We start from the raw sequence: 25,076 nt of genomic DNA on the forward strand, positions 1-25,076 counted from the left end.
CCCGCTCGGCGCGGGACCGTACCCGGATCGCCACCCGCGTCTCGGTCACCTCGGCGCGGCCGACCGCCCGTCAGATGGTCCTGGCCAGAGCGCGGGAGATGCCCAGGGCGGCGGCCTTGACGGCCGGGGCGAGCCGGGTGGGCTGGAAGCGGGCCAGCGGCACCGAGACCGAGAGCGCGGCCACGGCCACGCCGTCGCCGAACACCGGGGCCGCGATGCAGGCGCCGCCCAGCTGGGCCTCCTCCCGCTCGTAGGCGAGCCCCGCCGCCTGGATCTGGCCGATCGCCTCCTCCAGGCGCCGGGGGTCGACGATCGAGTGCGGGGTCAACCGGCGCAGCGGGCGGCCGAGGACCTCGTCGATCAGGTCGGGCCCCGAGTAGGCGAGCAGGGCCTTTCCGATCCCGGTGCACGTCAGCGGGAGGCGCCCGCCGACGCGCGAGGGCAGGGCGAACGTCTCCTGACCGCGGATCTTCTCGACGTAGACGACGTCGAGGCCGTCGCGCACACCGAGGTGGACGGTCTCGTGGGTCGCCTCGTAAAGGTCGTGCATGAAGGGGAGCGCCGCGTGTCTCAGGTCGCGCTCCAGGGGCACGATGCTCCCGAGCTCGAAGAGGCGACGGCCGAGATAGTAGCCGTCGGGGCGGCGGGTGATCGCGCCGATCGCGGTCAGTTCCGTGAGCAGCCGGAAGGCGGTGGTCTTGGGCAGGTGGCAGCGCTCGGCGACGTCGGCCAGCCGCAGCGGTCCTCCCGTGGGGCGGAACGCGTCGAGTACGAGCCAGGATTTCTCCAGCAGGGACAGACGGTCGGGGTTCCGTTTCACGGAACCCATTCTTGCCTACGGCCGTTTGCGGCCCTATACCCGTACGTAGTGACCTGAAGGAGCATCTTCCCGAGGAGCAGACTTGTCTGACCAGGTGAACCACTTCATCGGTGGGGTGCCGGTCGCCGAGGGCGCGACGTTCGCCACCCATGACCCGGTGACCGGCCGACCGGTGCGCGAGGTCCGCGAGGCGGACCGGGACGTCGTCGACAGGGCGGTCTCCGCGGCCCGCGAGGCCCTGCCCGGATGGGCCGCGCTGCCGGTGGCGGAGCGCGCCACCTGGATGCGCCGTCTCGCCGACGCGATCGAGGAGCGGTTCGAGGACCTGGTGGCGGCGGAGATCGCCGACACGGGGAAGTCGATCACCCAGACCCGCACCCTGGACATCCCGCGCGGAGCCGCGAACTTCCGGTCGTTCGCCGAGATCGCGGCCCAGCACCCGGAGGACGCGTTCCACCTCACGGACGTGCTGAGCTACACCGTGCGCAAGCCACTCGGCGTGGTGGCGGTGATCGTGCCGTGGAACCTGCCGTTCCTGCTGGCGACCTGGAAGCTCGGTCCCGCGCTCGTCGCGGGCAACACCGTCGTGGTCAAGCCCTCGGAGCACACGCCGGGCTCGGTCGCGGTGCTCGCGGAGATCGCCGCCTCGATCGGTCTGCCGCCCGGTGTCCTCAACGTCGTGAACGGCTTCGGCGGCGGCTCCACCGGCCAGTTCCTGGTGGAGCACCCCGGCGTGGACGCGGTCACCTTCACCGGCGAGAGCCGTACCGGATCGACGATCATGAAGGCGGTCGCGGACCGGGTCAAGCCCGTCTCGTTCGAGCTGGGCGGCAAGAACGCCGGGCTGGTCTTCGCCGACGCCGACCTGGACGCGGCCGTCGAGGGAAGCGTGCGGTCGGTCTTCACCAACGGCGGCCAGGTCTGCCTGTGCACCGAGCGGCTCTACGTGGAGCGGCCCGTCTTCGAGGAGTTCACCGCGCGGCTGGCCAGGCGCGCCGGTGACCTGCGGTTCGGCCGCCCCTCCGACGAGGACACCACGATGATGCCGATGATCTCCGCCGAGCACCGGGACAAGGTGCTCTCCTACTACGAGCTGGCCAAGCACGAGGGCGCCGAGATCCGCGCGGGTGGCGGGGTGCCGAGTTTCGGCGACGACCGCGACGGCGGCTACTACGTCGAACCCACCGTGCTGACCGGCCTGCCGCCGGACTCCCGGGTGAACCGGGAGGAGATCTTCGGCCCCGTCTGCCACGTCACCCCGTTCGACACCGAGGCCGAGGCGGTCGGGCTCGCCAACGACAGCGAGTACGGCCTGGCGGCGACCGTCTGGACCTCCAACCTGAGCCGGGCCCACCGGGTCGCCAGGTCGCTGGAGGCCGGGCTGGTCTGGGTCAACACCTGGTACCTGCGCGACCTGCGCACCCCCTTCGGCGGGGTGAAGCTGTCCGGCATCGGCCGCGAGGGCGGCACGCGCTCGCTGGACTTCTACTCCGAGCCCACCACGATCACCATCAAGCTGGAGCCTGGACATGACTGAGTGGAGCGAGGCCACCGACGTGCGCGTGGAGGCGGCCGACCGGTTGCTCGACGCGGCCAGGAGCGGCAAGCCGTGCGCCCCGGTGCGCGAGATGCTGCCGAGCGGGAGCGCCGAGACCGGCTACGCCGTACAGGAGATCAACACCAGGCGGGCGCTGGACGAGGGCAGGAGGCTGGTCGGCAGGAAGATCGGGCTCACCTCCGCCGCGGTCCAGCGCCAGCTCGGCGTGGACCAGCCGGACTTCGGGATGCTCTTCGCCGACATGGCCTATCTCGACGGCCTGCCCGTGCCGACCGGCCGTTTCCTGCAGCCCAAGGTCGAGGCGGAGGTCGCGCTCGTCCTCGGGAGCGACCTGGAGGGCGGTCCGTTCACGGTCGCCGACGTCATCCGGGCGGTCGACTTCGCGCTGCCCGCGATCGAGATCGTCGACAGCCGCGTCGCGGGATGGGACATCGCCCTCGTCGACACGATCGCCGACAACGCCTCCAGCGGCGCGTTCGTCCTCGGCAACACCCCGGTGAGCCTGCGCGGCCTGGACCTGCGCCTCGCCGGGATGACCATGAACCGGCACGGCGAGGAGGTCTCCACCGGGGTGGGCGCGGCCTGCCTGGGGCATCCGCTCAACGCCGCGGTCTGGCTCGCCGACGCGCTGGGCGGTACGGACTTCCCACTGCGCGCCGGGGACGTCGTGCTCACCGGCGCGCTCGGCCCGATGGTCGGCGTCGAGCCGGGCGACGTGTTCGAGGCCCACATCGAGGGCCTCGGCTCGGTCAGGACGGTCTTCTCGTGAGAGCCCACGAACCTCTCGTGAGAGCCCACGAACCTCTCGTGAGAGCCCACGAACCTCGTCCTCAGCCGGGAGTCGGCCGCCGCCCCGCCGCCCACGACCTTCTCGTGAGAGCCCACGAACCGGACCGGCCCGTGAAATCCGTGAAGCCCGGGGAGCCCGGCAGGTCCTGGGGAGTCGGCAATCCCGGAGAGCTCGGGGAGTCCGGCAAGTCCTGGGAGTTCGGGGAGTTCGGGGAGCTCGAAGGACCAGGGGAACTCGTACGACGTGTGAAAGCGGGCCTGTTGTGAAGATCGCCATCATCGGTTCGGGGAACATCGGCACCGACCTGATGTTCAAGGCACTGCTGTCGAAGAAGGTCGAGGTCGTCGCGATGGCGGGCATCGACCCCGACTCCGACGGACTGGCCCGCGCCCGCCGCCGCGGGGTCGCCACCACCCACGAAGGCGTCGAAGGACTGGTCGCGCTGCCCGGGTTCGCCGAGGTGGACGTCGTCCTCGACGCGACCTCGGCCGGGGCGCACCGGCACAACGACCGGGTGCTCAGGGCGCACGGCAAGCGCGTCATCGACCTCACCCCCGCCGCGATCGGCCCCTACGTGGTGCCTCCGGTCAACCTGGAGGACCACCTCACCGAACCGAACCTCAACATGGTCACCTGCGGTGGGCAGGCCACCATCCCGATCGTCGCGGCGGTCGCCTCGCGGGTGCCCGTCCGGTACGCGGAGATCGTCGCCTCCATCTCCTCCCGGTCGGCGGGGCCCGGCACGCGGGCCAACATCGACGAGTTCACCGAGACGACCTCCCGGGCGATCGAGCGGGTCGGCGGGGCGGCGAGGGGCAAGGCGATCATCATCCTCAACCCGGCGGAGCCGCCGCTGATCATGCGGGACACGGTCTACTGCCTGGTGGACGAGTGCGACGAGGCGACCGTGGCGGAGGTGAAGGACGCCGTGCTGGAAATGGTGGCGCGGGTCAACGACTATGTGCCGGGCTACCGCCTCAAACAGGACATACAGCTTGAGACGATCCCGGCTGGGGAGCCGCTCCCCGACGGCACCCGCGACGGCGGTGTGAAGGTGACCGTCTTCCTGGAGGTGGAGGGCGCCGCCCACTACCTGCCCGCCTACGCCGGCAACCTCGACATCATGACCTCCGCCGCGCTGCGCACCGCCGAGCGGCTCGCCGAGGTGACGGAGCGGGCCGCGGACGCGGGCCGCGCGCAAGACCGGGACCGCACGGACCTGGCCGCTCGTACGGACGCGGAGGTGGGCGCGTGAAGCTCTACGTGCAGGACGTGACACTGCGGGACGGCATGCACGCCATCCGGCACCGCTACACCGTCGCCCAGGCCGCCGAGATCGCCGCGGCCCTCGACGCCGCCGGGGTGGCGGCGATCGAGATCGCGCACGGCGACGGCCTCTCCGGGGGCAGTTTCAACTACGGCGCGGGCGCGCACACCGACGACGAGTGGATCGAGGCGGTCGCCGGTGCCGTACGGCGGGCGAAGCTGACCACCCTGCTGCTGCCCGGCATCGGCACCATCGACGACCTCAGGCGCGCGCACGCCCTCGGTGTCACCTCGGTCAGGGTCGCCACCCACTGCACCGAGGCCGACATCTCCGCCCAGCACATCTCCACCGCGCGCGAGCTCGGGATGGACGTGGCCGGGTTCCTGATGATGTCCCACATGACCTCCGCCGACGAACTGGCGCGGCAGGCGGCGCTCATGGAGTCGTACGGCGCCCACTGCGTCTACGTGACCGACTCCGGCGGCCGGTTGACCATGGACGGGGTGCGGGAGCGGGTCAGGGCCTACCGCTCGGTGCTCGACGAGGGTACGGAGATCGGCATCCACGCCCACCACAACCTGGGTCTCGGCGTGGCCAACTCGGTCGTCGCGGTGGAGAACGGCACCTACCGGGTGGACGCCTCCCTGGCGGGGATGGGCGCGGGGGCGGGCAACTGCCCGATCGAGGTGTTCGTCGCGGTGGCCGACCTGATGGGCTGGGAGCACGGCTGTGACCTGCACGCCCTGATGGACGCGGCCGACGACCTGGTCAGGCCGCTGCAGGACCGGCCGGTCCGGGTGGACAGGGAGACGCTGACGCTCGGCTACGCGGGTGTCTACTCCAGCTTCCTGCGGCACGCGGAGGCGGCCTCGGCGCGCTACGGGGTCGACACCCGGACCATCCTCACCGAGGTGGGCCGCCGCCGGATGGTGGGCGGCCAGGAGGACATGATCGTGGACATCGCGCTGGACCTGGCACGGACCGGGGAGCCGTCGTGACACGGGCGGTCCTCCGGCTCTCCCCGGCTCCCGCCGAGCTCTTTCGTCGAGCGTCGTAGTGGTGTCACCGTCCTCGGGCTCCCGCCGGGCCCTTTCACCGAACGCTGTGGCGATGTCACCGTCCCCCGGCTCCCGCCGAGTCCCTTCACCGAGCGCCGCAGTGGCGCCCGCGAGAAAGATGGTGTCCCAGTGACCGACCTGCACAAGCTCGCCGCCGTCCTGGACGAGGCCGCCCGCACCGGTCGCGCGGTGCCGAGGCCCGAGCAGGACTACGGCGTGGCCGACGCCTACCGGGTCCAGGAGGAGCTGATCCGGCTCCGCCTGGAGCGCGGGGACCGGCTCGCCGGGGTGAAGCTGGGCTTCACCAGCGAGGGTAAGCGCCGCCAGATGGGGGTGCACGACGTCATCTTCGGCCGGGTGCCGGAGTCGTCGGCCATCCTCGACGGCTCGTACGCGGATATTTCTGGATTCATCCATCCGAGGGTGGAGCCGGAGGTCGTCTACCTCATCGGCCGGCGCATCGCGTCGCCGGGCGACGCGCTCGCGCCGGGCGCCGTCGCGGCCGTCGCGGCCGGTATCGAGGTGATCGACTCGCGCTACGAGGACTTCAGGTTCTCGCTGCCCGACGTGATCGCCGACAACACCTCGGCCGCCGGGTACGTCGTCGGCCCCTGGCAGCCGTACGACCCGTCGCGCTGGAACCTGGGCGTCGTCCTGGAGATCGACGGGCGGGTGGTCCAGACCGGGTCGACCGGTGCGATCCTGGGCGACCCGCGCAGGGCACTCGCCGAGGCCGTGCGCCTCGCCCTCCAGGCGGGGATGGTCCTGGAGCCGGGCTGGGTCCTGCTCGCCGGTGCCGCCACGCCCGCCGAGCCGCTGGTGCCCGGTGCGCGGGTGCGGGCCGAGATCCAGCACCTGGGCTCGGTCTCGTTCACCGCCTCCGTGCCCGAACCTGCCTCCGCGTCCGAATCCGCCTCCGTGCCCGAATCCGCCTCCGCACCCGGTCCGACGACGCCGGGGGCCTCGGCCGAGACGCCGGGGGTTTCCGGGGTACGGGGGGCTTCGGAGAGGCCGGGCACTTCTGGGGAGGAATCATGAGCGAAGGGCTCGTCGTCGAGGGAAAGGCGACGCCGCGAGGAAGGTTTCCGCACGTCAAGCGTGCGGGAGACCTCCTGTACGTGTCCGGGACCAGCTCACGCAGGCCCGACAACACGATCGTGGGAGCCGAGGTCGACGAGTTCGGCACGGTGAAGCTCGACATCGCCGAGCAGACCAGGGCGGTGATAGAGAACATCGGAGACATCCTCAAGGCGGCGGGAGCCGACCTGAGCGATCTCGTGCAGATCACCACCTACCTGGTGAACATCAATGACTTCGGCGGATACAACGCGGTCTACGCGGAGTACTTCGACGAGACCGGCCCGGCACGCACCACCGTGGCCGTCCACCAACTGCCCCACCCGCACCTGCTCATCGAGATTCAGGCCGTGGCCCATCGACCGGAGGTTCGCCCATGACCGCCCCCATCGACCTCACCAAGTGGATCGACGAGCACGCCCACCTGCTCAAGCCGCCGGTGGGCAACAAGATGGTCTTCGAGAACACCGGCGACTTCATCGTCATGGTCGTCGGGGGGCCGAACGCGCGGACCGATTTCCACATCGACCCGTACGAGGAGCTCTTCTACCAGATCCGCGGCAACATGCACGTCAACATCATGACCCCCGAGGGGCCGGAGACCGTGCACGTGCGCGAGGGCCAGATGTGGCTGCTCCCGGGGAACACGCCGCACTCGCCGCAGCGCCCGGAGGAGGGGTCGATCGGCCTGGTGGTGGAGCGGATCAGGCCGGAAGGCGTGCTGGAGAAGTTCCTCTGGTACTGCCCGCGGTGCAGCGGCGTGGTCCACGAGGTGGAACTCCAGGTCCGTGACATCGTGACCGACCTGCCGCCGATCTTCCAGGCGTTCTACGACGACGAGAAGGCGCGTACCTGCGGGAACTGCGGCACCGTCCACCCCGGCAAGGGATAGCCGTTGATCATCGACGTTCACACGCACCACGTCCCCAAGGGCTGGCCCGATTTGGGCTGGCCGGGGGCGCCCCGGCTCAGGGTCGACTCCGAGCGGGAGGCCGTGATCCTGCTCGGGGATCGGGAGTTCCGCCGGATCGCCGACGACTGCTGGAATCCCTCGGTCCGCCTGGAACGGATGGACGCCGACGGGGTGGACGTTCAGGTCGTCTCCCCGACGCCGGTCTTCTTCTCCTACGAGCGTCCGGCGGCCGAGGCCGTACGGGTCGCGAGGGTGTTCAACGACCTGGCGCTGGAGATCTGCGCGTCCGAGCGGCTGGTGCCGTTCTGCCAGGTGCCGCTCCAGGATCCCGATCTGGCCTGCGCCGAGCTGGACCGGTGCCTCGCCTCCGGGCACGCGGGCGTCGAGATCGGCAACCACGTCGGCGACCGCGACCTCGACGACGAGGGAATCGTCCAGTTCCTCCAGCACTGCGCCTCGGTGGGGGCACCTGTCTTCGTCCATCCCTGGGACATGGGGGGTGGTCCCCGGCTGGAACGCTGGATGGCGCAGTGGCTGGTCGGCATGCCCGCCGAGACGCACCTGTCGGTGCTCGCCCTGATCCTGGGCGGCGTCCTCGACCGGGTGCCGAAGACGTTGCGCCTGTGCTTCGCGCACGGCGGCGGCTCGTTCGCCTTCTGGCTCGGCCGCTTCGAGAACGCCTGGCACCGTCGCAACGACCTGGTCGGGGTCTCGGAGTTTCCCCCGTCGCACTATCTCGACCGGTTCAGCGTGGACTCGGTCGTGTTCGACGAGCGGGCGCTGCGACTGCTGGTCGACACGATGGGAGAGGACGGGGTGATGCTCGGCTCCGACTTCCCCTACCCGCTGGGCGAGTCACCGGTGGGCTCGCTGATCCGCCGGGCGGGGTTTCTCTCCGACACCGCCCGCGCCAAGCTGCTCGGCGGCAACGCCACCCGGTTTCTCGGACGCTGAGCGGGACCGGCCGCCGGGCCGAAGTCCGGAAGGGACGCGCCGCCGGGGGACCGGGAGGCTCAGCGCCTGCTCAGGCGGCGTCCCCTGTACATCGGGTGGTTGGTCTCCCAGTATTTCCAGCCCTCCACCCGCGCGGGGACGTTGGCCACTCCGGCGGCGATCTTGCGCACCCGGCAGGTGTAGATCTGGCGCCACGCGGAGAATCCCACCCGGTAGCCGAAAACGCGATACCACATGTTTCCGTACTTGCCGTCGGTGATCTCCTGTGCGTATTCGTGCCCGGTCTCGACGATGTATTCCTCGGCGAGCAGCGGACTGACCAGATTTCTCAACTGGCGGATCAACTCGCCCCTGTCGATCTCGCTGAGTTTCTCCCTTTCCAGTTCCATCTCGGCGTAGACGCGGTGCTGCCGGGTGACGGAAACCGTCATCGTGCCGCCGGGGCCGTCGATGAAGCGCGTGCGGGGAACGAAGAAATTCCTCGGTCTGAAGGAGTGGAACCTGAAGAAGGACCTCGGCCTGCATTTCTTGCGCGCCTGATCCAGAAGCGTGTGGCGGGGACCGTCGGTGTCGTTTCCGGTTTCCGTGCCCGTCGCGGTGTTGCCGGTTCCGGTGCCGACCCCGTTGTCGGTGTCTCTGTCTCTGGAGGAGGGGGAGGCGCTGGTGGAGGTGCTGGTCGACGTGATGGACGAGTCGGAGTCGGGTGACGGGTCGCCGAGCGCGGACGAATTGGAGTCGGGTGACGGGTCGCCGAGCGCGGAGGCGGTGGCGGGTGCGGGGAGAGCGGAGGGCACGGTGACCGTGAGGGCCAGACAGAGGAATCCGGTGAGGGCCGGCATCGCCGGCCCTTTCTTCGGCCGGTACCCTTTCCGTCGTTTACGTATGGTTGCGGCGCTTTTTTGAGGGTGGGGAGTGAGCATGGAGACACCATTCCCTTCGAGACACAGTCTGTGGTCGCGACCAATCCACTGACCGGAATGCGGTTTTTACCGGTGCGCCGAGCCGCTTCATCGTGACAGTGACGATGCTTACAGCCTCACGTGAGGGCCATGTGATGACACGCCGAGACCAAGTCCACTGGAAAAGGAAAGGGTGCACGGAAGGGAACTACATTGATCGATCGTCCACGGGCGACGGTTCGTCGCCGATCTGTGAGGGCGCGTCGAGCGTGGCGACGAGCCTCTTGGGAGCGATGGCGCGGTAGCTCTCCTCGACCCAGTCGAGGAGTATCTCGGTCTCCAGGAGCGCGCTCGCGTTCATCAGGGAGATCGAGACCCATCCCGTTTTGGCCAGTCCGTAGCCGGACGGCTTGACGCCGTGGAACGCCAACGCGTGGCCGCTCGACTCCGGCAACTTCATCCCGACTCTCGGCCTCCATTTCTCGGTCGGCTCTTCGACGCCGAGGAAGAGAAAGATCTTCTTGTTGACTTTGACGACCGTGTCGTCCCAAGGGTGGTCCTCGTAGGTCTCCGGCAGGCGCAACGCGAACTCGCGCAGCGTCTCGCGGACCTCACGCCAGTTGTCCATGGCGCCCATTCTGAACCTCTGCGCCGACGATTCCACCCCGGGCCGGTGTGGATCCACCGGGATCGTCCCGGGTCGGCCAGGCTTCGGCCCCGCCTCGGGTCGGCTTCGGGGCGGTCCGGATCTCGGAACGACGGTGACCGGACGGCGGGACCCGTCGGTTTCATCTCGAAACGACGGTGACCGGACGGCCGAACCTGTCGGTTTCATCTCGAAACGATGGTGACCGGATGTCCCGACCCGCCGGTTTCATGGACGGGGGATGTTGCGCAGGTTCGCCTTCGCCATGTCGATCATGCGTCCCACCCCGCCGTTGAGCACGATCTTGCTCGCGGCGAGGGCGAACCCCTTCACCTGCGCTCCGCTGACGCTCGGCGGCATGGCGAGCACGTCCGGGTCGGTGACCACATCCAGCAGGAAGGGGCCGGGGGTCGAGAAGGCCGTGGCGAGGGCCTCCGGTACGTCCGAGGGATTCTCCACCCGCAACGCCCCGATCCCGGCCGCACCGGCGATCGCCGCGTAGTCGACGGGGGCGTGGTCGGTGCCGAAGTCGGGCATCCCCTCCACCATCATCTCCAGCTTCACCATGCCGAGCGAGGAGTTGTTGAACACCACCGTCTTCACCGGCAGATCGTGCTGCCGGACGGTGAGAAGCTCCCCGAGGAGCATGGCGAGTCCGCCGTCCCCGGAGAGCGAGACGACCTGGCGGCGCCGGTCCGCGAACTGGGCGCCGACGGCCTGCGGGAGCGCGTTGGCCATGCTCCCGTGCACGAACGAGCCGATCACGCGGCGGCGCCCGTTGGGGCTGAGGTAACGGGCGGCCCAGACGCAGCACATCCCGGTGTCCACGGTGAACACGGCGTCGTCCGCGGCCAGTTCGTCGATCAGGTTCGCGACGTACTCGGGGTGGATCGGCAGGTGGTGCTCGATGTCGTGGGTGTACGCCTCCACGACGTTCTCCAGCACCTTCAGGTGCTTGCGCAGCGTCTTGTCGAGATGGCGGCGGTCCGTCTTCTGGGTGACATGGGGCAGCACCGCGCGGATCGTCGCGCCGACGTCGCCGTGCACGGCCAGCTCCAGCGGGGTCCTGCGGCCCAGCCGCCCCGCGTCGTGGTCGATCTGGATCGTCCGCGCGCCCGGCAGGAAGTCGTCGTACGGGAAGTCGGTCCCGGCCAGCACCACCAGATCGGCGTCGTGCATCGCCTCGTGGCAGGCGCCGTACCCGAGCAGCCCGCTCATCCCCACGTCGTACGGGTTGTCGTACTGGATCCACTCCTTGCCGCGCAGCGCGTGCCCGACCGGTGCCAGGACGCGTCCGGCCAGCGCCATGACCTCGTCGCGGGCGTGACGTGTCCCAGCGCCGCAGAACAGCATCACCTTCTCGGCGCGGTTCAGCGCCGCCGCCAGCTCGGCCACCTGGTCGGCGGGGGGTACGACCGTGCCGGTCGTGGTCAGAAAGTCGTGCTCGCCGGTGGGGTGGGCGGCGGACAGCTCCGCCACGTCACCGGGAAGCACCACGACGGAGACGCCACCGAGGCCGATCGCCTGCTGGACGGCGGTGCGCAGCACCCGGGGCATCTGCTCGGGAGTGCTGATCATGTCGCAGAAGTGGCTGCACTCCACGAACAGTCGTTCGGGGTGGGTCTCCTGGAAGAAGCCCGTGCCGATCTGCGCGGCGGGGATGTGCGAGGCGATCGCGAGCACCGGGGCACCGCTGCGGTGGGCGTCGTAGAGGCCCTGGAGCAGGTGGGTGTTGCCGGGCCCGCAACTGCCCGCGCAGACCGCGAGGCGCCCGGTGACCTGTGCTTCGGCCGAGGCGGCGAACGCCCCGGCCTCCTCGTTCTGCACGTGGATCCACTCGATGTCACCGGCCTTCCTGATGGCGTCGACCACCGGGTTGAGGCTGTCGCCCACCACCCCGTAGATCCGTTCCACCCCGGCCTGGCGGAGAACCTCGATGAACTGCTCGGCGACGGTCGCCATGGTGCCCCCTCATGTCCGGCGTCACCGGGGTACCTCACCGTATTTCGCCGGATCACTCAGGATCGCCCGGGAAGAGTCAGGGCGGCGCGTGTCGAGGGGACTTGTGTCTCACGGCCCATCATCGTTCATATATCGAACAAAAGTTCTTTATACGTACAGAGTGTAGCCGGAGGGATAGGTTCTCCAGAGAAGACGGCCAGGTCCGGCCGGATGCCTGTCACTTTCCGTGTCAACCTACTTACCATGCGGACGAGGTGACCGCTCTCGGAAGGGGCCAGATGACCGGGCAGAACTCGGCGACCGCGTCCGACTACGTCTTCGACAACGACGGGGACCACTCGTCCGACCAGCACCACTACCTCGCCCGGCTTCTCGACCCGCTCACGTTCGAGCGTCTCGCCCTGACCGGTGTCGGGCCCGGCTGGAGGTGCCTGGAGGTCGGGGCGGGCGGTGGCAGCGTGGCCCTCTGGCTGGCCGAACGGGTGACGCCGGGTGGACACGTGCTGGCGACCGACATCAAGCCCGGCCTGATCCCGTCCAGACCGGGGCTGACCGTGGCCCGCCACGACATCGTCGTCGACCCGCTGCCACAGGACGCGTTCGACCTGATCCACGCCCGGCTCGTGCTCAGCCACCTGCCGCAGCGCCGCCAGGTCCTGAGGCGCCTGCGCGCCGCGCTGCGGCCCGGCGGCCGGCTGCAGCTCGACGAGATCGACATCACCCGCTGGGTGGCGCCCCCAGCCTCCGGCGGGCGCGAAGGGGAGGTGTACGGGATCTACGTCACGGCCATGGCCCGGGTCCTGGGTGCGGCGGGTAGCGATCCGACCTGGGGGAGTGTGGCCGCGCGGGACATCGCGGCGGCGGGCCTGGTCGACATCGACCAGGTGCGCTGGACCGAGGTGTGGGAGCGCGGGTCCGCCGGGCTCGGCCTCCTGATCAGCAACAGCCACCATCTGGAGGAGCACCTGATGGCGGCGGGGATGACCTCGGGGCAGCTCAGGGAGGTCCGGGAGGTCATGTCGGCTCCGGGCTTCAGCGCCCCCTCCTTCGAAATCCACTCGATCCTCGCCCGCAGGGCCGACGACTGAGCACTCCGCGAGGGAGCGGAGGGGCTCGGCGCCTGACCGGCGGTCCATCGGCGGATGGTGACGAAACCGTCTCGATCAGTGGTGACGGCGGAGAGTGCTCACTCGCGGTCCGCACCCGGTGTGAGCTGGGCGATCGCCAGAAACCCACTTCTTATTGATAAAAAACCGCCCTACCCACCCTGAACATTGATATTCAATCTTCGCTCTGGTGACTTGAAGCGTGATAAGTCCCATGGGCATAGTGTGTCGAATCACACACGCACCAGTCGCGGCGTGCGACCGCGGGGCCCGTTCGGCCTGCGGGCGCCGGCCAGGCGCAGGAACCGCGGATTGGAAAGTCCGAATGAGCAACCCCCCTCCGATTCGCTCGAAGATCCTCGCGATCCTGTTCCTTCCCATCCTCTCGTTGATCGTCCTGTGGGGATTCGTCGCCTACTCGACCGTCGCGCAGGTCGCCGGCATCGCCCAGACCCAGAGCCGCTGGGAGGTGATCGGAGAGCCGATCCGGCGGTTGATCTTCGAGATCCAGCGGGAGCGTCAGATCTCCGCCGAGCTGGCCGGTGCCACCGCCCAGAACGAGGCCCTCTCCGAGCAGCGGCGAATCACGAACGTCCAACTGGACCGGGTACGCCAGGCGGTCGCGTCCGCCGAGGCGTACGAGCCCGACAACGCCCCGACGGACATCCGGGCGTTGATCGCGGCGATGGAAGGGCTCAGCCAGGTCCGTACCCTCACCGACCGCGGTGCGCTCAGCCCCGTCCAGGTGACCGACGGCTACAACGAGTTCGTCGGCGCCGCCAACCGGCAGATCGGTGACGCCACCGCGATCGCGGACCTGGAGGCATTCCGTAACGTCCGCGGCATGGGCGCCTACAGCACCACCGCCGAGTTCGCGAGCAGGGAGCACGCCGTCCTCACCGCGGCGCTGAAGCGCGGCGCGATGACGCCCGCGGAACACGCGGCCTTCGTCTCGGCGATGACCAGCCGGAGAAACTACCTGGTCTACGCGGAGCGGGACATGAGCCCGGACCTGAAAGCGGATCACGAGGCCTTCCTGCAGAGCCCCGCCTACCAGCGGTTCACCGCGGGCGAGGACAGGATCTTCTCGTGGAACCTCGCCGGTAAGCCCCCGCTGGACGCCGCCGAGTGGAAGCGTGACGCCGAGGCCGTTCTGGTCGCCGTCAACAAGCAGAGCGTGCGGGAGTTCGCCCGCTCGGCGACCAGGGGCGAGGCGCTCAGGAACGACACCTACCTGCGGATCGGGCTGATCCTGGGACTGGGCCTGCTCGCGATCGTCGTCTCGATCCTCGCCTCCTACCGGTTCGGCCGCTCCCTGGTCGCCGAGCTGAAGCGGCTCCAGGCGTCCGCCGTGGAACTGGCCGAGGAGCGGTTGCCCCGGCTGGTGGAGCGGCTGCGCAGGGGCGACGACGTGAACCCGGCGATCGAGGCCCCCGAGCTCGCCCCCGCGAGGACCGCCGAGGTCGACCGCGTCGTGCACGCGTTCTCCGCCGTGCGACGCACCGCGGTGGAGGCCGCGGTCGGCCAGGCGACGCTCCGCAAGGGGGTCGGCCTGGTCTTCCTGAACCTCGCCTGGCGCAACCAGGCGCTGCTGCACCGCCAGCTCACGCTCCTCGACACGATGGAGCGCCGCGTCGAAGAACCGGAGATCCTGGAGGATCTCTTCAAGCTCGACCACCTGACCACCCGCATGCGGCGGCACGCGGAGAACCTGATCATCCTGTCCGACGCGGCTCCGTCCCGCAGGTGGCGCGACCCGGTGCCCATCTTCGACGTGGTGCGCAGCGCCATCCTGGAGGTCGAGGACTACACCCGCGTCACCGTGCTCCCCATGCCGCACGCGCCGCTGCTGGTCGGCGCCGCGGTCACCGACGTGATCCACCTGATCGCCGAGCTGGTGGAGAACGCCACCACCTTCTCGCCGCCGAACACCGCGGTCCACGTGCGGAGCATGGCCGCGGCGAACGGCTTCGCGCTGGAGGTCGAGGACCGCGGCCTGGGACTGAGCCAGGCCAACCTCGACGAGCTCAACGCCAAGCTCGCCGACCCGCCGGAGTTCGACCTGGCGGACAGCGACAGGCTCGGCCTGTTCGTCGTGGCGAGGCTCGCCGCCCGGCACGGGATCAAGGTCGTACTGCGCCCCTCGCCGTACGACGGCACCACCGCGATCGTGTTGCTGCCGCAGAGCCTGCTCGCCACCTGCGAGTCGCTCGCCGTCGAGACCATGCCGAACCGGGCGCGTCAGGACGGCGCGCACCCGGGCGGACCGGCGCGGGCGCTGAGCGCGGCATCGGAAGACTGGCCCAGGGCGCTCTCCGGCGCCCAGGACCACGGGGTGACCCACACTCCCGAGACCACGTCGAGTTGGTTCCCCACCGAGGACCACGAGGCGGCCCGCGCTCCCGAGACCACGTCGAGCTGGTTCCCCACCCAGGAGCGGCGCGAGGCTCCCGATGCCCCCGCCCCGATACCCGTGCGGCGGGCCGTCTTCATCCCGGACACCGACGACGACCTGGACGGGCTGCCGATGCGGGTACGGCAGGCTAATCTTGCCCCCCAGCTCCGCCAGACACGCTCCCCCGAACCGTGCGACACCACCGCGCGAACCCCCGAGGAGCTCTCACACCTCATGTCCTCCATGCAGCGAGGCTGGCAGCAGGGCCGCAGCCATGCGGAGCAGGAAACGGACGTGTGGAAGCGAAAGGACGGCCACTCCGATGCCCGACCCCAGATCTGAACTGAGCTGGTTGCTCGACGACCTGACCCAGCGGGTCACCGGTATCCGGCACGCCATCGTGCTGTCCGCCGACGGCCTGGCGATGGGCGGCTCCCGAGGGTTGACCCGGGAGGACGCCGAACACCTGTCCGCCATCTCGGCGGGAAGCCACAGCCTCGCGCTGGGCGCGGGGCGGCACTTCGGCCTCGGAGGCGTACGGCAGACCATCATCGAGATGGAGGGGGGTTTCCTGTTCGTCACCGCGGCGGGACAGGGAGCCAGGCTGGCCGTACTCGCCGCGGGCGACGCCGAACTGGGCATGGTGACCTACGAGATGGCGCTGCTGGTCAAGCGCGTCGGTGAGCACCTGTCCGCTCAGCCGAGGGGAGCCGCCCCAGCGCCCGCTTGGAACGGTACGAGGACGTGATGGGGGAGGATCCCGGGCCTCTGGTCAGGCTCTTCGGGGTGACCGGAGGCAGGGCGCGCCCGGTCGGGGAGAGCTTCGACCTGGTGGCCATCGTCACGACCGTCGAGATGCCCTTCGAGCCGGTCGGGCTGATGCCCGAACATCTCAACGTGCTGCACGCGTGCCGTCGGCCCACCACCGTGGCCGACGTCGCCGCGCATCTCAAACTGCCACTCAACATCACCCGCGTACTCCTCAGCGAGCTGCGACGCGAGGGCCTGGTCACCATCGACAAGCCCCGGCCGATGGGGAAGACGATCGACGAACGCATCTACAGGGAAGTGCTGCATGGAATACGCGGCCTCTGAGCCGGGCATGCCCCCGGGCGACACCCCCGCGATGGCCATCAAGATCCTTGTCGCCGGTGGTTTCGGGGTCGGCAAGACGACCATGGTCGGCACGATCAGCGAGATCAGGCCTCTGCACACCGAGGAACTGCTGAGCGAGCGCGGCATCCACGTGGACGACACCGCGGGCGTGGAGTCAAAGATCACCACGACCGTCGCGCTGGACTTCGGCCGGATCACCATCCGCGACGGGCTCTGGCTCTACCTGTTCGGCACCCCGGGCCAGGACAGGTTCTGGTTCATGTGGGACGAGCTGTCCGTCGGCGCCCTCGGCGCGGTCGTCCTCGCCGACACCCGCCGCCTGCAGGACTGTTTCCCCGCCGTGGACTACTTCGAGCAGCGCGGGCTCCCGTTCGTCGTCGCGGTCAACTGCTTCGACGGCGCGCGCCGGCACGACCCGATCAAGGTACGGCGGGCACTGGGCCTGGACGGCGTGGCACCGATCATCCTCTGTGACGTGCGCAGACGCGACTCGGTCAAGGAGGTGCTGACCACGCTGGTCACCTACGCGGCGGGAGGCGCCTTCCAGGCGGCCCACGCGGGCGCCTGAGTCCGATCGCACCCGCGTGAACCTCCCCTGACCGTGCCGCCGAGCGTACGATCGCGGCGTACCGGAGTACGGGCTCGACCAACGCCGCCACCGGAGGGCCGCCCCTGTGAACACGGAGAACACGAGCATGGAGGTCACGGGGACAGGGACGGGGACGGGGGGCCCGGAGAAGGCGGGCGCGGGTGCGAAGGCCGGCCTCACCGGGGGCGGGCTGCTCAGTGGGCTGGGAACGGGGAGCCTGGGGAGCCCGGCGGAGGCGTTCAACGTGGTCCGCGCCGACGAGCTGGAGGGCAGGGTCGCCCTCGTCACCGGCGGCGGCAACGGCATCGGCGCGGGAGTGGCCCGGCGGCTGGCCGAGGGCGGTGCCCGCGTCGTCCTCGCCGACATCGACGACGTCGCGGGCGGCAGGCTCGCGGACGAGCTGGGAGCGACGTACGTCCACTGCGACGTGTCCCGGCTGGAGGACAACGAGACGGCGGTGGCGACCGCGGTCGATCGGTACGGCAGGCTCGACCTCGCCTTCCTCAACGCGGGCATCGCCTCGGGCTGCGGCCTGGGGGAGGACTTCGACATCCGGCGCTACCGCCTCGCGATGGGTGTGAACCTCGACGGCGTCGTCTTTGGGGCGCACGCCGCGATCCCCGCCCTGCGGGCGTCGGGCGGCGGCACGATCGTGGCGACCGCGAGCATGGCGGGCATCGTCGGCATCCCCTCCGACCCCGTCTACGCCGCCAACAAGCACGCCGTCGTCGGACTCGTCCGCTCGCTCGGCGAAGACCTCCGGCCGCACGGCATCAGGGTGCAGGCGCTCTGCCCGTCCTTCGCCGACACCGCGATCCTCGGTGAGAGCAAGGCGGTGCTGGAGGGACTCGGCTTCCCGATCCTCGACGTCTCGTCCGTCGTCGACACCTTCTTCCGGCTGCTCGACAGCGAAGGCACCGGCGAGTGCTGGTTCGTCGTCCCCGGCCGCGAGAGCCAGCCATTCGCCTTCCGCCGGGCCCCGGGACCGCGGACCTGACCTGAACTGACCTGAACTGACCGGCCGGGGCCGGCGGGTCGCGTGGCCGGGCTTGGGCAGGCCGGGCCGACGACGGGCGTGTCGGCGGCGCGGCCATGGTGTGGATACGGCGTGGCCATGGCGTTCTCGGTGTCGGCGTGGAGAGGGGCGGACGGGGCGATCCCTCGCCCGCAGGGCCGCGACACGCTCACCGGCCACGATCTCCCTCACGCCGATGATGACCGAACGTAAGATCGCGAACGTGAAGAGTAGCTTCAGGGTGATCTCGGACAGGGAAACGGCCTCCGGCAGGCTCCGCCGCGTCCTGCTGCTGACCGGGCAGTTGAGAGTCGGTGGCACCGAGAAGCAGATCTTCCTCCTGGCCACGGGTCTGGTTCGCGGCGGCGTGGAGGTCGACGTGGTCACCTTGCACTCGGGAGGACCCTACGGTGACGCGCTCGAACGGGCCGGCATCCCCGTGCACAACGCCGGGTTCACGGCGTTGTCGATGGGAATCACCGCCCTTCCCCGCAACCTGCTCGCGGCGGTACGCCTCGTCAGGCTGGTGCGGCGACTCAGGCCGGACGTGTTGCACGCCTTCCTCTACCACGCCTATGTGATCGGCGCGCCGATCGCCTGGCTGGCCAGGGTTCCCGTCATCGTGGCGGGACGGCGCAGCCTGAGCGTCTTCAAACGGCTCCCGTACGGGAGCCACACGCTGGAGCGCCCCGCCGTCCGGTTGACGCGGCACGTGGTGGCCAACGCCGTGGCCGTGGCGGAGGACGCCAGAAGGGTGGAGAGGCTCGCCCCTGAGAAGATCAGCGTGATCTACAACGGGCTGCCCGAGTCGGCCTTCCTGCCCGCCGCGCCCGCGTCGATCGCGACCGACCTGCCGGTCGTGTGCTGCGTCGCCAACCTGCTGACGTACAAGGGCCACCGCTACCTCATCGAGGCGATGGCGCTGCTGGCGGAGCGGGGTACGCCGTGCACGCTGGTGCTCGCGGGAGAGGGACCTGAGCGCGACGCCCTGACACCCCAGGCGGAGAGGCTGGGGGTGGACCTGCGCCTCCTGGGCCTTCGCAGGGACGTCGAGGCCCTGATGCACCGGGCGTCGGTGGTGGTGCTCGCCTCACTCCAGGAGGGGATGAGCAACGCGGTCATGGAGGCGATGGCGGCGGGCAGGCCGATCGTCGCCACCGAGGTGGGCGGTACCCGCGAGCTGCTGAACGGGCGCGGGCTGCTGGTCCCCCCGCAAGATCCCGGGGCGCTGGCCGACGCCCTGGAGCGTGTGCTGGGCGACCCTGGTTTGGGAGCGTCTCTCGGCGGCGCGGCCCGCGCCTGGGCGCTGGACAACCTCCGCGTGGATTCCATGATCGACCGGCATCTGACGCTGTACCGGCGCCTTCTGGGGGAGCGATGTGCGCGATAGCCGGTGCCCTCTGCCCGGACGGGGTGGACCCGGACACGGTCCGCGACATGTGCGAGACGCTCGCGCACCGCGGCCCCGACGGCGGTGGCCTGCACACGGAGCACTCGGTCGTGCTCGGCACGCGCCGCCTCGCCGTCGTCGACGTGTCCGGTGGCGACCAGCCCGTCTACAGCGAGGACGGCCGCGTCGTCGCGGTGTTCAACGGCGAGATCTACAACTTCGCCGAGCTGCGGGCCGAGTTGCTGGCCAAGGGACACCGCCTCGCCGCGAACGGCGACTCCGAGTGCCTGGTCCACCTGTACGAGGAACACGGCGACGCCCTCGTTCACCGCCTGCGCGGCATGTTCGCCTTCGCCCTGTGGGACGGTCGCAGGCGGAGGTTGCTGCTCGCCCGTGACCGGGTCGGCAAGAAGCCGCTCTACTGGGAGACGAGGTCGGGCTCGCTGCGGTTCGCCTCCGAACTGAAGGCGCTGATCCGTGACCCGGGCCGGCGCGGCGAGATCGATCCGGTCGCCCTGCACCACTATCTGACGTTGCAGTACGTACCCGCCCCCTGGTCGATCTTCGAGGGGATCGGCAAGCTCCCGCCGGGCTCGACCCTGGTGTGGCAGGAAGGCCGGGTGCGCGTCGACCGCTACTGGCGGCTGGACGCCACCCCCCGTCCGGTGGCCGCCGTCGAGGAGGAGGCCGAACGGCTCCGCGAGCTGCTGCTGGAGGCGACCCGGCTGCGGATGACCGGCGAGCGCCCGATCGGAGCCTTCCTGTCGGGGGGAGTGGACTCCTCCGCGGTCGTCGCGGCGATGGCGCGGCAGTCCTCGCGGCCGGTCCGCACCTTCTGCGTCGGCTTCGAGGAGGCCGCCTTCGACGAGCGCGCGCACGCCGGGGAGGTGTCCGCCCTCTACGGCACCGACCACTCCGAGCTCGTCGTCTCCGGCGCTCCGCTGGATGTGTTTCCCACCCTGGCCTGGCACTTCGACGAGCCGTTCGCCGACTCCTCGGCGATTCCCAGCCTCCTCGTGGCTCAGCTGAGCGGCCGGGAGGTGACGGTGGTGCTCACCGGGGACGGCGGGGACGAGTCCTTCGGCGGCTACCGCCGTTACGCGCTGCTGCGGTGGATCTCCCGGCTGCGACTGCCGTCGGCGACGTCACCGCTGCTGGGCGCGGCGGGCAGGAGCGTGCGGGCCCTGTCGCGCCCGGGATCGATGCTCCACAAGGCGGGGTGGGGCATGGAGCTGGCCGGGTTGCCGACGAGTGGCGGATACGCGCGCCTGATGTCCTATTTCACCGAGGAACAGAAGTGGCAGGTCTACACCCCGTGGCAGCGTGGCCTGGTGGCGGGCGTCCACAGCGGCGACATCATCGAGCGGGCCTTCGAGGAGTCCTCGGCGGGCTGCGATCTCACCCGGGTCATGGACGTCGACGTCAACACCTATCTGCCCGGTGACCTGCTGGTGAAGACCGACATCAGCACGATGGCCTACTCGCTTGAGGCGCGTTCCCCCTTCCTGGACCACGTCCTGATGGAATGGGCCGCGGGCCTGCCGGGGGAGCTGAAGGTCCGTGGCGGTACGACGAAGTACCTCCTCAAGCACGCCCTCGCCGGCTGGTTGCCCGCCCACCTGCTGAGGCGCCCGAAGATGGGGTTCGGGGTGCCGCTCGCCTCCTGGCTCAGGAGCGGGCTGCGTCCCCTCGCCCACGACCTGCTCACCGACGCCACCGCCCGGGACCGGGGGATCTTCGATCCGGAGGTCGTCGCCCGCCTGCTCGCCGAGCACGCCGCAGGGCAGGACCACTCGAAGCGCATCTGGGCCCTGCTGCAGTTCGAGCTCTGGCACCGAACCCACCTGCCGGAACAACCCGCCGTACAACCGGTCGCACGATCGACCGAACAGTCCGTCGTGCAACCGGTTGGGCAGCCGGTCACGCGATTGACTGAGGAACTCGTCGCACGACCCGCCGCAGAACCGGTCGCACGATCGGCCGAACAACCCGCCGTACAACCGGCCGAGGACCGTTGTCGGCGACCCCGGCTCACATGAGTGCCCCGGTCACGACGAGGCGCGGCGGAGACGCGACCGCCACCCGCCTGGCCCACCTGCTCCTCACCCACCTCACGCTCACCGTCGCCGGAGGGCTCACCAGCGTGATCGTGGCCCGCGCCCTGGGGCCGGGGGACCGTGGCGCCTACTGGGTGATCGTCACCCTCGCGACCACAGCGGCGGCGATGGGAAACCTGTCGGTGGAGAAGTCGCAGACGGCACTGTGGACGCGGGAGGAGAATCGGCCCGCGATCGCGGCGAACGCCCCGTGGCTGGGGCTCGCCGCGGGCGCGGTGGCTGCGGGGATCGCCTTCCTCACGGTCGCGCCCCTGCCAGGCGTCGGTGCCGACCGTTCCACGCTGGTCTGGGGGCTGGCCGCGGTACCCGTCATGATGACGATCGTCTACGTCAACAATGTGCACGTCCTGCGCGCCCGCACCGGGGTCGTCAACCGGGGCTCGCTGGCCGGAGCCGCCCTGCAGTGCTTCGCCCTGGCGGCCCTGGGATTTCCCGGACGGCTCACCGTCGAGGGAGTGGTGATCGTCTGGGCCCTTTCCTGCGTGGTGAACCTGCTGCTCCTGCTGCCGTCCCTGCCCGTACGCCGACCGCGAGAGGGGCGGCTGGTCGCCCGTACGCTCTCGTGCGGGCTGCGCTACCACCCGGGTTACGTCTGTCATTTCCTGCTGCTGCGGCTCGACGTCCTCATCCTGAACGCGATGAGCACGCCCGCCTCGGTGGGGATCTACTCCATGGCGGTGACGCCGGCCGAACTCCTGCGGGCGATGACCGGCGCGGTGGTTCAGGTCGCACTGCCCCGGCAGATGGAGTCGAGCCGGGAGACGGCCGCCGCGTACACGGCGCGGACGATCCGGATCACCGCCGTCCTCGCCGCCTCGTCACTCGTCCTCCTCTGCCTGACGGGGCCGTTCCTGGTGGTCGCCGCGGCCGGTCCGGCCTTCGCCGGGTGCGTCGTCCCGATGCTGGTGCTCGCACCGGGCGTGGCCGCCGCCGCGACCGCGGCCCCGGCCGCGGCCTACCTGCTCCGCCTCGACCTGCCGCTCGCCACCTCGCTGATGTACGGCGCGGCGCTGTCGGCGAACCTCGTGCTGAACGTCCTGCTCATCCCCGAAGCGGGTGCCGCGGGGTGCGCCCTGGCGTCCACGATCGCCTACACGGCCCTCGCCGCGACCCAGCTGGGCTGGTTCGCGCGATCGGCGGGACTGCCCCTGCGGCTGCTGGTCCCGGGTGCCGTCGAGGTGCGCGAGATCGCCCGCCGGCTCCGCGGACTCCTGCGCGTCCGCTGATCCACCCGATCGGGGGCGACCCGCCTGGTCAGGCTGATTCGGTGGATATGGCCGACCCGACCGATACGGCTGATCGGGCTGGTCCGGCCGGCCGGGCTGGTTCGGCCGGTCGCCCGAGCAGGTACTCGTTGCAGCCGAGCCCGCCTCCGCACGTCTTGAGGAGCAGGAGGCTGAGATCGTGCGCGCGGGCACGGGCGAGGACCTGCTCGGGTTTGGAGACCTCGAACGGGTAGCCGCCCACCCAGTCGAGCATGTCGTGCCGTCGCGACATGCCCCGTGGCGGAGGGACCGTGGGATCGGCCCGGCCACGGAGCAGCCGCGCGGCCTTGACCAGGGGCCAGGCCCGGTAGACGTACGCCGCGCTCCCGGCGACCAGGGCGCAGCGGGTCACCGGCCCCGACCGGTTGTAGCGCCGCTTCACGGCGGTCCAGGCCCGGCTCTGCCTGCCCTGGTCGTTGTAGAGCGAGACGAACAGCAGCCCGCCGGGGGCGACGAGCCCGACGGTGGCGTCGAAGGCCCGCCACATCGCCCCGGTGTGGTGCAACACCCCCCAGGAGTAGACCACGTCGAAGGTCCCCAGCCCCGCGAGGTAACCGTCGTCCAGAATCGATGCCCGCTCGATCGTCCAGGAGGCGCCGACCACTTCCCGTTCGGTCATCCGGGAGGCGTCGATGTTTCCCCGCTCGACAGTCTGGGGGACGTCGGCCGCCCTCCGTTCGGCCGTCCGAGGGGCGTCGGTCGCTCCCCGCTCGACCGACAGGGAGACGTCGGGAGCGAAGACGTGCCGTAGCCGTACGGCGGACTCCACCGCCTCGGCGTCGGAGTCGAAGGAGTGCACGCGGGCCCCGAGGCGATGCGCGGCGAGCGAGAACAGGCCGCTGCCGCAGCCCACGTCGAGGAAGGTGCGCCCGGCGAGATCCTCGACCTCCAGGGTCGCCCGCAGCGAGTCGATCGCGCGCTGGACGCGACTCTCGTCGACAAGATCGACGAAGGACTTCCAGTTGCGGCCGAAGGCGAACCTCTCACCCCGCCTGACCTGCAGAAGGATCTCGTCCACCATCGCCTCCTGCCCCATGCCGCACGAGGACTTCCCGAACGACGATCCGTAACCTATCGCAGTCGATCGATCACACTGAGAAGACATTCCGGGATGGCGGTAACAGTGACGCCACGTCATACGTTCGCGCGATAAATGTCATGACAAGCTCATGACGTGGTCGCACTGCCCGATGAGCGCGGCGGCTGTTGAGATCGACGCATGTCCTCGACACCGGTTATCGACGTTGAACGTCTGAATCTCGCCTACGGCGACTTCCACGCAGTGAAGGACCTCTCCCTCCAGGTGCGGCAGGGAGAGCTCTACGCGCTGCTCGGCACGAACGGGGCGGGGAAGACCTCGACCCTGGAGACCGTCGAAGGCCACCGCAGGGCCACCTCGGGCACCGTGCGGGTCTTCGGGCAGAGCCCGAACGACAGGAGCGCCGTACGGCCCAGGATGGGCATCATGCTGCAGGAAAGCGGCTTCTCCCCGGACCTGACGGTGCGGGAGTCGGTCCGGCTGATCGGGAAGCTCACCCGGCGTACGGACACGGTCGACCGCGTCCTCGGCGTCGTGAACCTCACCCGCAAGGCCGACACCAAGGTGGCCCAGCTCTCCGGCGGTGAGAAGCGACGCCTGGACTTCGCCACCGCCGTGTACGGAACGCCTGAGCTGATCTTCCTGGACGAGCCCACCACCGGCCTGGACATCCAGTCCAGGGACGACCTGTGGAAGACCGTCGGCCGGCTGCGCGAAGACGGCGCCACCATCGTTCTCACCACGCACTACCTGGAAGAGGCGCAGCAGTACGCGGACCGCATCGGCCTCATGCACCAGGGCACCCTTCAGCGGGAGGGGACCGTCTCCGAACTGACGCGTACCCTCCCCTCCACCATCCGCTTCTCCCTGCCGGGCACCCTCCCCGAGGCGCCGCTCCCGCTGCAGGCCGCCCGCGACGCCGAAGGCACGTTCCTGATCGAGACCTTCGGCCTGCAGAAGGACCTGCACACCCTGCTCCGCTGGGCGCAGGACCACTCGGTGGAACTGCGGGACCTCCAGGCCGGATCGACCCGGCTCGACGACGTCTTCCGCGCCCTCGGCAGCGAGTAGACCTCCGTCCCCTCAAGCGCGTGGACCCC

At 70.1% G+C, this 25,076-nt stretch carries 24 protein-coding genes; 19 read left to right on the top strand and 5 right to left on the bottom strand.

Going from position 1 to position 25,076, the window contains the following annotated elements:
• Window positions 1–70: 70 nt before the first annotated feature.
• Window positions 71–829, bottom strand: coding sequence for an IclR family transcriptional regulator (locus AB0B90_RS17290; protein ID WP_350941495.1), 759 nt, complete (start codon window positions 827–829; stop codon window positions 71–73).
• 73 nt (window positions 830–902) lie between these two features.
• Here AB0B90_RS17290 and AB0B90_RS17295 point away from each other — a divergent pair, with 73 nt between their 5' ends.
• The 9 genes from AB0B90_RS17295 to AB0B90_RS17335 all read left to right on the top strand — a co-directional run bounded on the left by AB0B90_RS17295 (window position 903) and on the right by AB0B90_RS17335 (window position 8,437).
• Window positions 903–2,357, top strand: a complete 1,455-nt coding sequence (locus AB0B90_RS17295; RefSeq protein ID WP_350941493.1) for a 2-hydroxymuconic semialdehyde dehydrogenase — start codon at window positions 903–905, stop codon at window positions 2,355–2,357.
• Window positions 2,350–3,147 carry a fumarylacetoacetate hydrolase family protein gene (locus AB0B90_RS17300; RefSeq protein WP_350941492.1) on the top strand — a complete coding sequence of 266 codons (798 nt, stop codon included), beginning with the start codon at window positions 2,350–2,352 and terminating at the stop codon, window positions 3,145–3,147. Before AB0B90_RS17295 ends, AB0B90_RS17300 begins: the two co-directional genes overlap by 8 nt.
• Window positions 3,148–3,278: 131 nt before the next feature.
• On the top strand, window positions 3,279–3,434 hold the full coding sequence (locus AB0B90_RS17305; protein ID WP_362923324.1) for a hypothetical protein: 156 nt from the start codon (window positions 3,279–3,281) through the stop codon (window positions 3,432–3,434).
• Window positions 3,431–4,423 carry an acetaldehyde dehydrogenase (acetylating) gene (locus AB0B90_RS17310; protein ID WP_350941489.1) on the top strand — a complete coding sequence of 331 codons (993 nt, stop codon included), beginning with the start codon at window positions 3,431–3,433 and terminating at the stop codon, window positions 4,421–4,423. The genes AB0B90_RS17305 and AB0B90_RS17310 overlap by 4 nt, the downstream gene beginning before the upstream one ends.
• Window positions 4,420–5,433: a 4-hydroxy-2-oxovalerate aldolase gene (gene dmpG / locus AB0B90_RS17315; RefSeq protein WP_350941487.1), complete on the top strand. Its 1,014-nt coding sequence runs from the start codon at window positions 4,420–4,422 to the stop codon at window positions 5,431–5,433. The genes AB0B90_RS17310 and dmpG overlap by 4 nt, the downstream gene beginning before the upstream one ends.
• 189 nt (window positions 5,434–5,622) lie before the next feature.
• Complete coding sequence (locus AB0B90_RS17320; RefSeq protein ID WP_362923326.1) at window positions 5,623–6,531, top strand: fumarylacetoacetate hydrolase family protein; 909 nt, start codon at window positions 5,623–5,625, stop codon at window positions 6,529–6,531.
• On the top strand, window positions 6,528–6,950 hold the full coding sequence (locus AB0B90_RS17325; RefSeq protein ID WP_350941483.1) for a RidA family protein: 423 nt from the start codon (window positions 6,528–6,530) through the stop codon (window positions 6,948–6,950). The genes AB0B90_RS17320 and AB0B90_RS17325 overlap by 4 nt, the downstream gene beginning before the upstream one ends.
• The gene (locus tag AB0B90_RS17330; protein ID WP_350941482.1) at window positions 6,947–7,462 is read left to right on the top strand and encodes a 3-hydroxyanthranilate 3,4-dioxygenase; all 516 of its coding nucleotides are present in this window, start codon (window positions 6,947–6,949) and stop codon (window positions 7,460–7,462) included. The genes AB0B90_RS17325 and AB0B90_RS17330 overlap by 4 nt, the downstream gene beginning before the upstream one ends.
• A 3-nt stretch (window positions 7,463–7,465) precedes the next feature.
• A complete protein-coding gene (locus AB0B90_RS17335) occupies window positions 7,466–8,437 on the top strand; it encodes an amidohydrolase family protein (RefSeq protein WP_350941480.1) in 972 nt (323 codons plus the stop codon).
• 59 nt (window positions 8,438–8,496) lie between these two features.
• On the opposite strand, the gene AB0B90_RS17340 is transcribed toward AB0B90_RS17335, so the two are convergent.
• The 3 genes from AB0B90_RS17340 to AB0B90_RS17350 form a co-directional block, all read right to left on the bottom strand.
• Window positions 8,497–9,276 (bottom strand): hypothetical protein, encoded by a 780-nt coding sequence (locus tag AB0B90_RS17340; RefSeq protein ID WP_350941479.1) that lies wholly within the window; start codon window positions 9,274–9,276, stop codon window positions 8,497–8,499.
• Window positions 9,277–9,544: 268 nt separating this feature from the next.
• The gene (locus tag AB0B90_RS17345) at window positions 9,545–9,973 is read right to left on the bottom strand and encodes an MmcQ/YjbR family DNA-binding protein (protein WP_350941478.1); all 429 of its coding nucleotides are present in this window, start codon (window positions 9,971–9,973) and stop codon (window positions 9,545–9,547) included.
• 237 nt (window positions 9,974–10,210) lie between these two features.
• Window positions 10,211–11,944: a pyruvate dehydrogenase gene (locus AB0B90_RS17350; protein ID WP_362923330.1), complete on the bottom strand. Its 1,734-nt coding sequence runs from the start codon at window positions 11,942–11,944 to the stop codon at window positions 10,211–10,213.
• Window positions 11,945–12,222: 278 nt separating this feature from the next.
• Here AB0B90_RS17350 and AB0B90_RS17355 point away from each other — a divergent pair, with 278 nt between their 5' ends.
• The 9 genes from AB0B90_RS17355 to AB0B90_RS17395 all read left to right on the top strand — a co-directional run bounded on the left by AB0B90_RS17355 (window position 12,223) and on the right by AB0B90_RS17395 (window position 22,898).
• Window positions 12,223–13,032: a class I SAM-dependent methyltransferase gene (locus tag AB0B90_RS17355; protein WP_350941474.1), complete on the top strand. Its 810-nt coding sequence runs from the start codon at window positions 12,223–12,225 to the stop codon at window positions 13,030–13,032.
• Between the two features lie 343 nt (window positions 13,033–13,375).
• Complete coding sequence (locus AB0B90_RS17360) at window positions 13,376–15,787, top strand: nitrate- and nitrite sensing domain-containing protein (RefSeq protein ID WP_350941472.1); 2,412 nt, start codon at window positions 13,376–13,378, stop codon at window positions 15,785–15,787.
• Entirely contained in the window at window positions 15,768–16,193 is a 426-nt protein-coding gene (locus tag AB0B90_RS17365; RefSeq protein ID WP_350941470.1) for a roadblock/LC7 domain-containing protein, read from the top strand. The genes AB0B90_RS17360 and AB0B90_RS17365 overlap by 20 nt, the downstream gene beginning before the upstream one ends.
• Entirely contained in the window at window positions 16,193–16,540 is a 348-nt protein-coding gene (locus AB0B90_RS17370; protein ID WP_350941469.1) for a DUF742 domain-containing protein, read from the top strand. The genes AB0B90_RS17365 and AB0B90_RS17370 overlap by 1 nt, the downstream gene beginning before the upstream one ends.
• Window positions 16,521–17,129 carry an ATP/GTP-binding protein gene (locus AB0B90_RS17375; protein WP_350941467.1) on the top strand — a complete coding sequence of 203 codons (609 nt, stop codon included), beginning with the start codon at window positions 16,521–16,523 and terminating at the stop codon, window positions 17,127–17,129. The genes AB0B90_RS17370 and AB0B90_RS17375 overlap by 20 nt, the downstream gene beginning before the upstream one ends.
• 127 nt (window positions 17,130–17,256) lie before the next feature.
• Window positions 17,257–18,147 carry an SDR family NAD(P)-dependent oxidoreductase gene (locus AB0B90_RS17380; RefSeq protein WP_362923333.1) on the top strand — a complete coding sequence of 297 codons (891 nt, stop codon included), beginning with the start codon at window positions 17,257–17,259 and terminating at the stop codon, window positions 18,145–18,147.
• A gap of 241 nt (window positions 18,148–18,388) precedes the next feature.
• Complete coding sequence (locus AB0B90_RS17385; RefSeq protein ID WP_350941465.1) at window positions 18,389–19,555, top strand: glycosyltransferase; 1,167 nt, start codon at window positions 18,389–18,391, stop codon at window positions 19,553–19,555.
• Complete coding sequence (asnB, locus tag AB0B90_RS17390) at window positions 19,543–21,594, top strand: asparagine synthase (glutamine-hydrolyzing) (protein WP_350941463.1); 2,052 nt, start codon at window positions 19,543–19,545, stop codon at window positions 21,592–21,594. Before AB0B90_RS17385 ends, asnB begins: the two co-directional genes overlap by 13 nt.
• A complete protein-coding gene (locus AB0B90_RS17395) occupies window positions 21,591–22,898 on the top strand; it encodes a hypothetical protein (RefSeq protein WP_350941462.1) in 1,308 nt (435 codons plus the stop codon). The genes asnB and AB0B90_RS17395 overlap by 4 nt, the downstream gene beginning before the upstream one ends.
• A gap of 28 nt (window positions 22,899–22,926) precedes the next feature.
• Here the strand turns inward: AB0B90_RS17395 and AB0B90_RS17400 are convergent, their stop codons facing one another.
• Window positions 22,927–23,955, bottom strand: a complete 1,029-nt coding sequence (locus AB0B90_RS17400; RefSeq protein WP_362923336.1) for a methyltransferase domain-containing protein — start codon at window positions 23,953–23,955, stop codon at window positions 22,927–22,929.
• A gap of 201 nt (window positions 23,956–24,156) precedes the next feature.
• Between AB0B90_RS17400 and AB0B90_RS17405 the strand changes: the two genes are divergently transcribed.
• Window positions 24,157–25,047: an ABC transporter ATP-binding protein gene (locus AB0B90_RS17405; protein WP_350941459.1), complete on the top strand. Its 891-nt coding sequence runs from the start codon at window positions 24,157–24,159 to the stop codon at window positions 25,045–25,047.
• Window positions 25,048–25,076 lie beyond the last annotated feature (29 nt).

The organism is Streptosporangium sp. NPDC049078 (genome assembly GCF_040648855.1).
GTDB lineage: Bacteria > Actinomycetota > Actinomycetes > Streptosporangiales > Streptosporangiaceae > Streptosporangium.

Excerpts from the sequence above, each read along its gene's own strand:
- AB0B90_RS17290 (WP_350941495.1), bottom strand. The coding sequence starts at position 829 with ATGGGTTCCGTGAAACGGAACCCCGACCGTCTGTCCCTGCTGGAGAAA.
- AB0B90_RS17340 (WP_350941479.1), bottom strand. The coding sequence starts at position 9,276 with ATGCCGGCCCTCACCGGATTCCTCTGTCTGGCCCTCACGGTCACCGTG.
- asnB (WP_350941463.1), top strand. The coding sequence starts at position 19,543 with ATGTGCGCGATAGCCGGTGCCCTCTGCCCGGACGGGGTGGACCCGGAC.
- AB0B90_RS17405 (WP_350941459.1), top strand. The coding sequence starts at position 24,157 with ATGTCCTCGACACCGGTTATCGACGTTGAACGTCTGAATCTCGCCTAC.
- AB0B90_RS17380 (WP_362923333.1), top strand. The coding sequence starts at position 17,257 with ATGGAGGTCACGGGGACAGGGACGGGGACGGGGGGCCCGGAGAAGGCG.
- AB0B90_RS17300 (WP_350941492.1), top strand. The coding sequence starts at position 2,350 with ATGACTGAGTGGAGCGAGGCCACCGACGTGCGCGTGGAGGCGGCCGAC.
- AB0B90_RS17375 (WP_350941467.1), top strand. The coding sequence starts at position 16,521 with ATGGAATACGCGGCCTCTGAGCCGGGCATGCCCCCGGGCGACACCCCC.
- AB0B90_RS17330 (WP_350941482.1), top strand. The coding sequence starts at position 6,947 with ATGACCGCCCCCATCGACCTCACCAAGTGGATCGACGAGCACGCCCAC.
- AB0B90_RS17345 (WP_350941478.1), bottom strand. The coding sequence starts at position 9,973 with ATGGGCGCCATGGACAACTGGCGTGAGGTCCGCGAGACGCTGCGCGAG.
- AB0B90_RS17365 (WP_350941470.1), top strand. The coding sequence starts at position 15,768 with ATGCCCGACCCCAGATCTGAACTGAGCTGGTTGCTCGACGACCTGACC.
- AB0B90_RS17395 (WP_350941462.1), top strand. The coding sequence starts at position 21,591 with ATGAGTGCCCCGGTCACGACGAGGCGCGGCGGAGACGCGACCGCCACC.
- AB0B90_RS17355 (WP_350941474.1), top strand. The coding sequence starts at position 12,223 with ATGACCGGGCAGAACTCGGCGACCGCGTCCGACTACGTCTTCGACAAC.
- AB0B90_RS17350 (WP_362923330.1), bottom strand. The coding sequence starts at position 11,944 with ATGGCGACCGTCGCCGAGCAGTTCATCGAGGTTCTCCGCCAGGCCGGG.
- AB0B90_RS17370 (WP_350941469.1), top strand. The coding sequence starts at position 16,193 with ATGGGGGAGGATCCCGGGCCTCTGGTCAGGCTCTTCGGGGTGACCGGA.
- AB0B90_RS17325 (WP_350941483.1), top strand. The coding sequence starts at position 6,528 with ATGAGCGAAGGGCTCGTCGTCGAGGGAAAGGCGACGCCGCGAGGAAGG.
- AB0B90_RS17360 (WP_350941472.1), top strand. The coding sequence starts at position 13,376 with ATGAGCAACCCCCCTCCGATTCGCTCGAAGATCCTCGCGATCCTGTTC.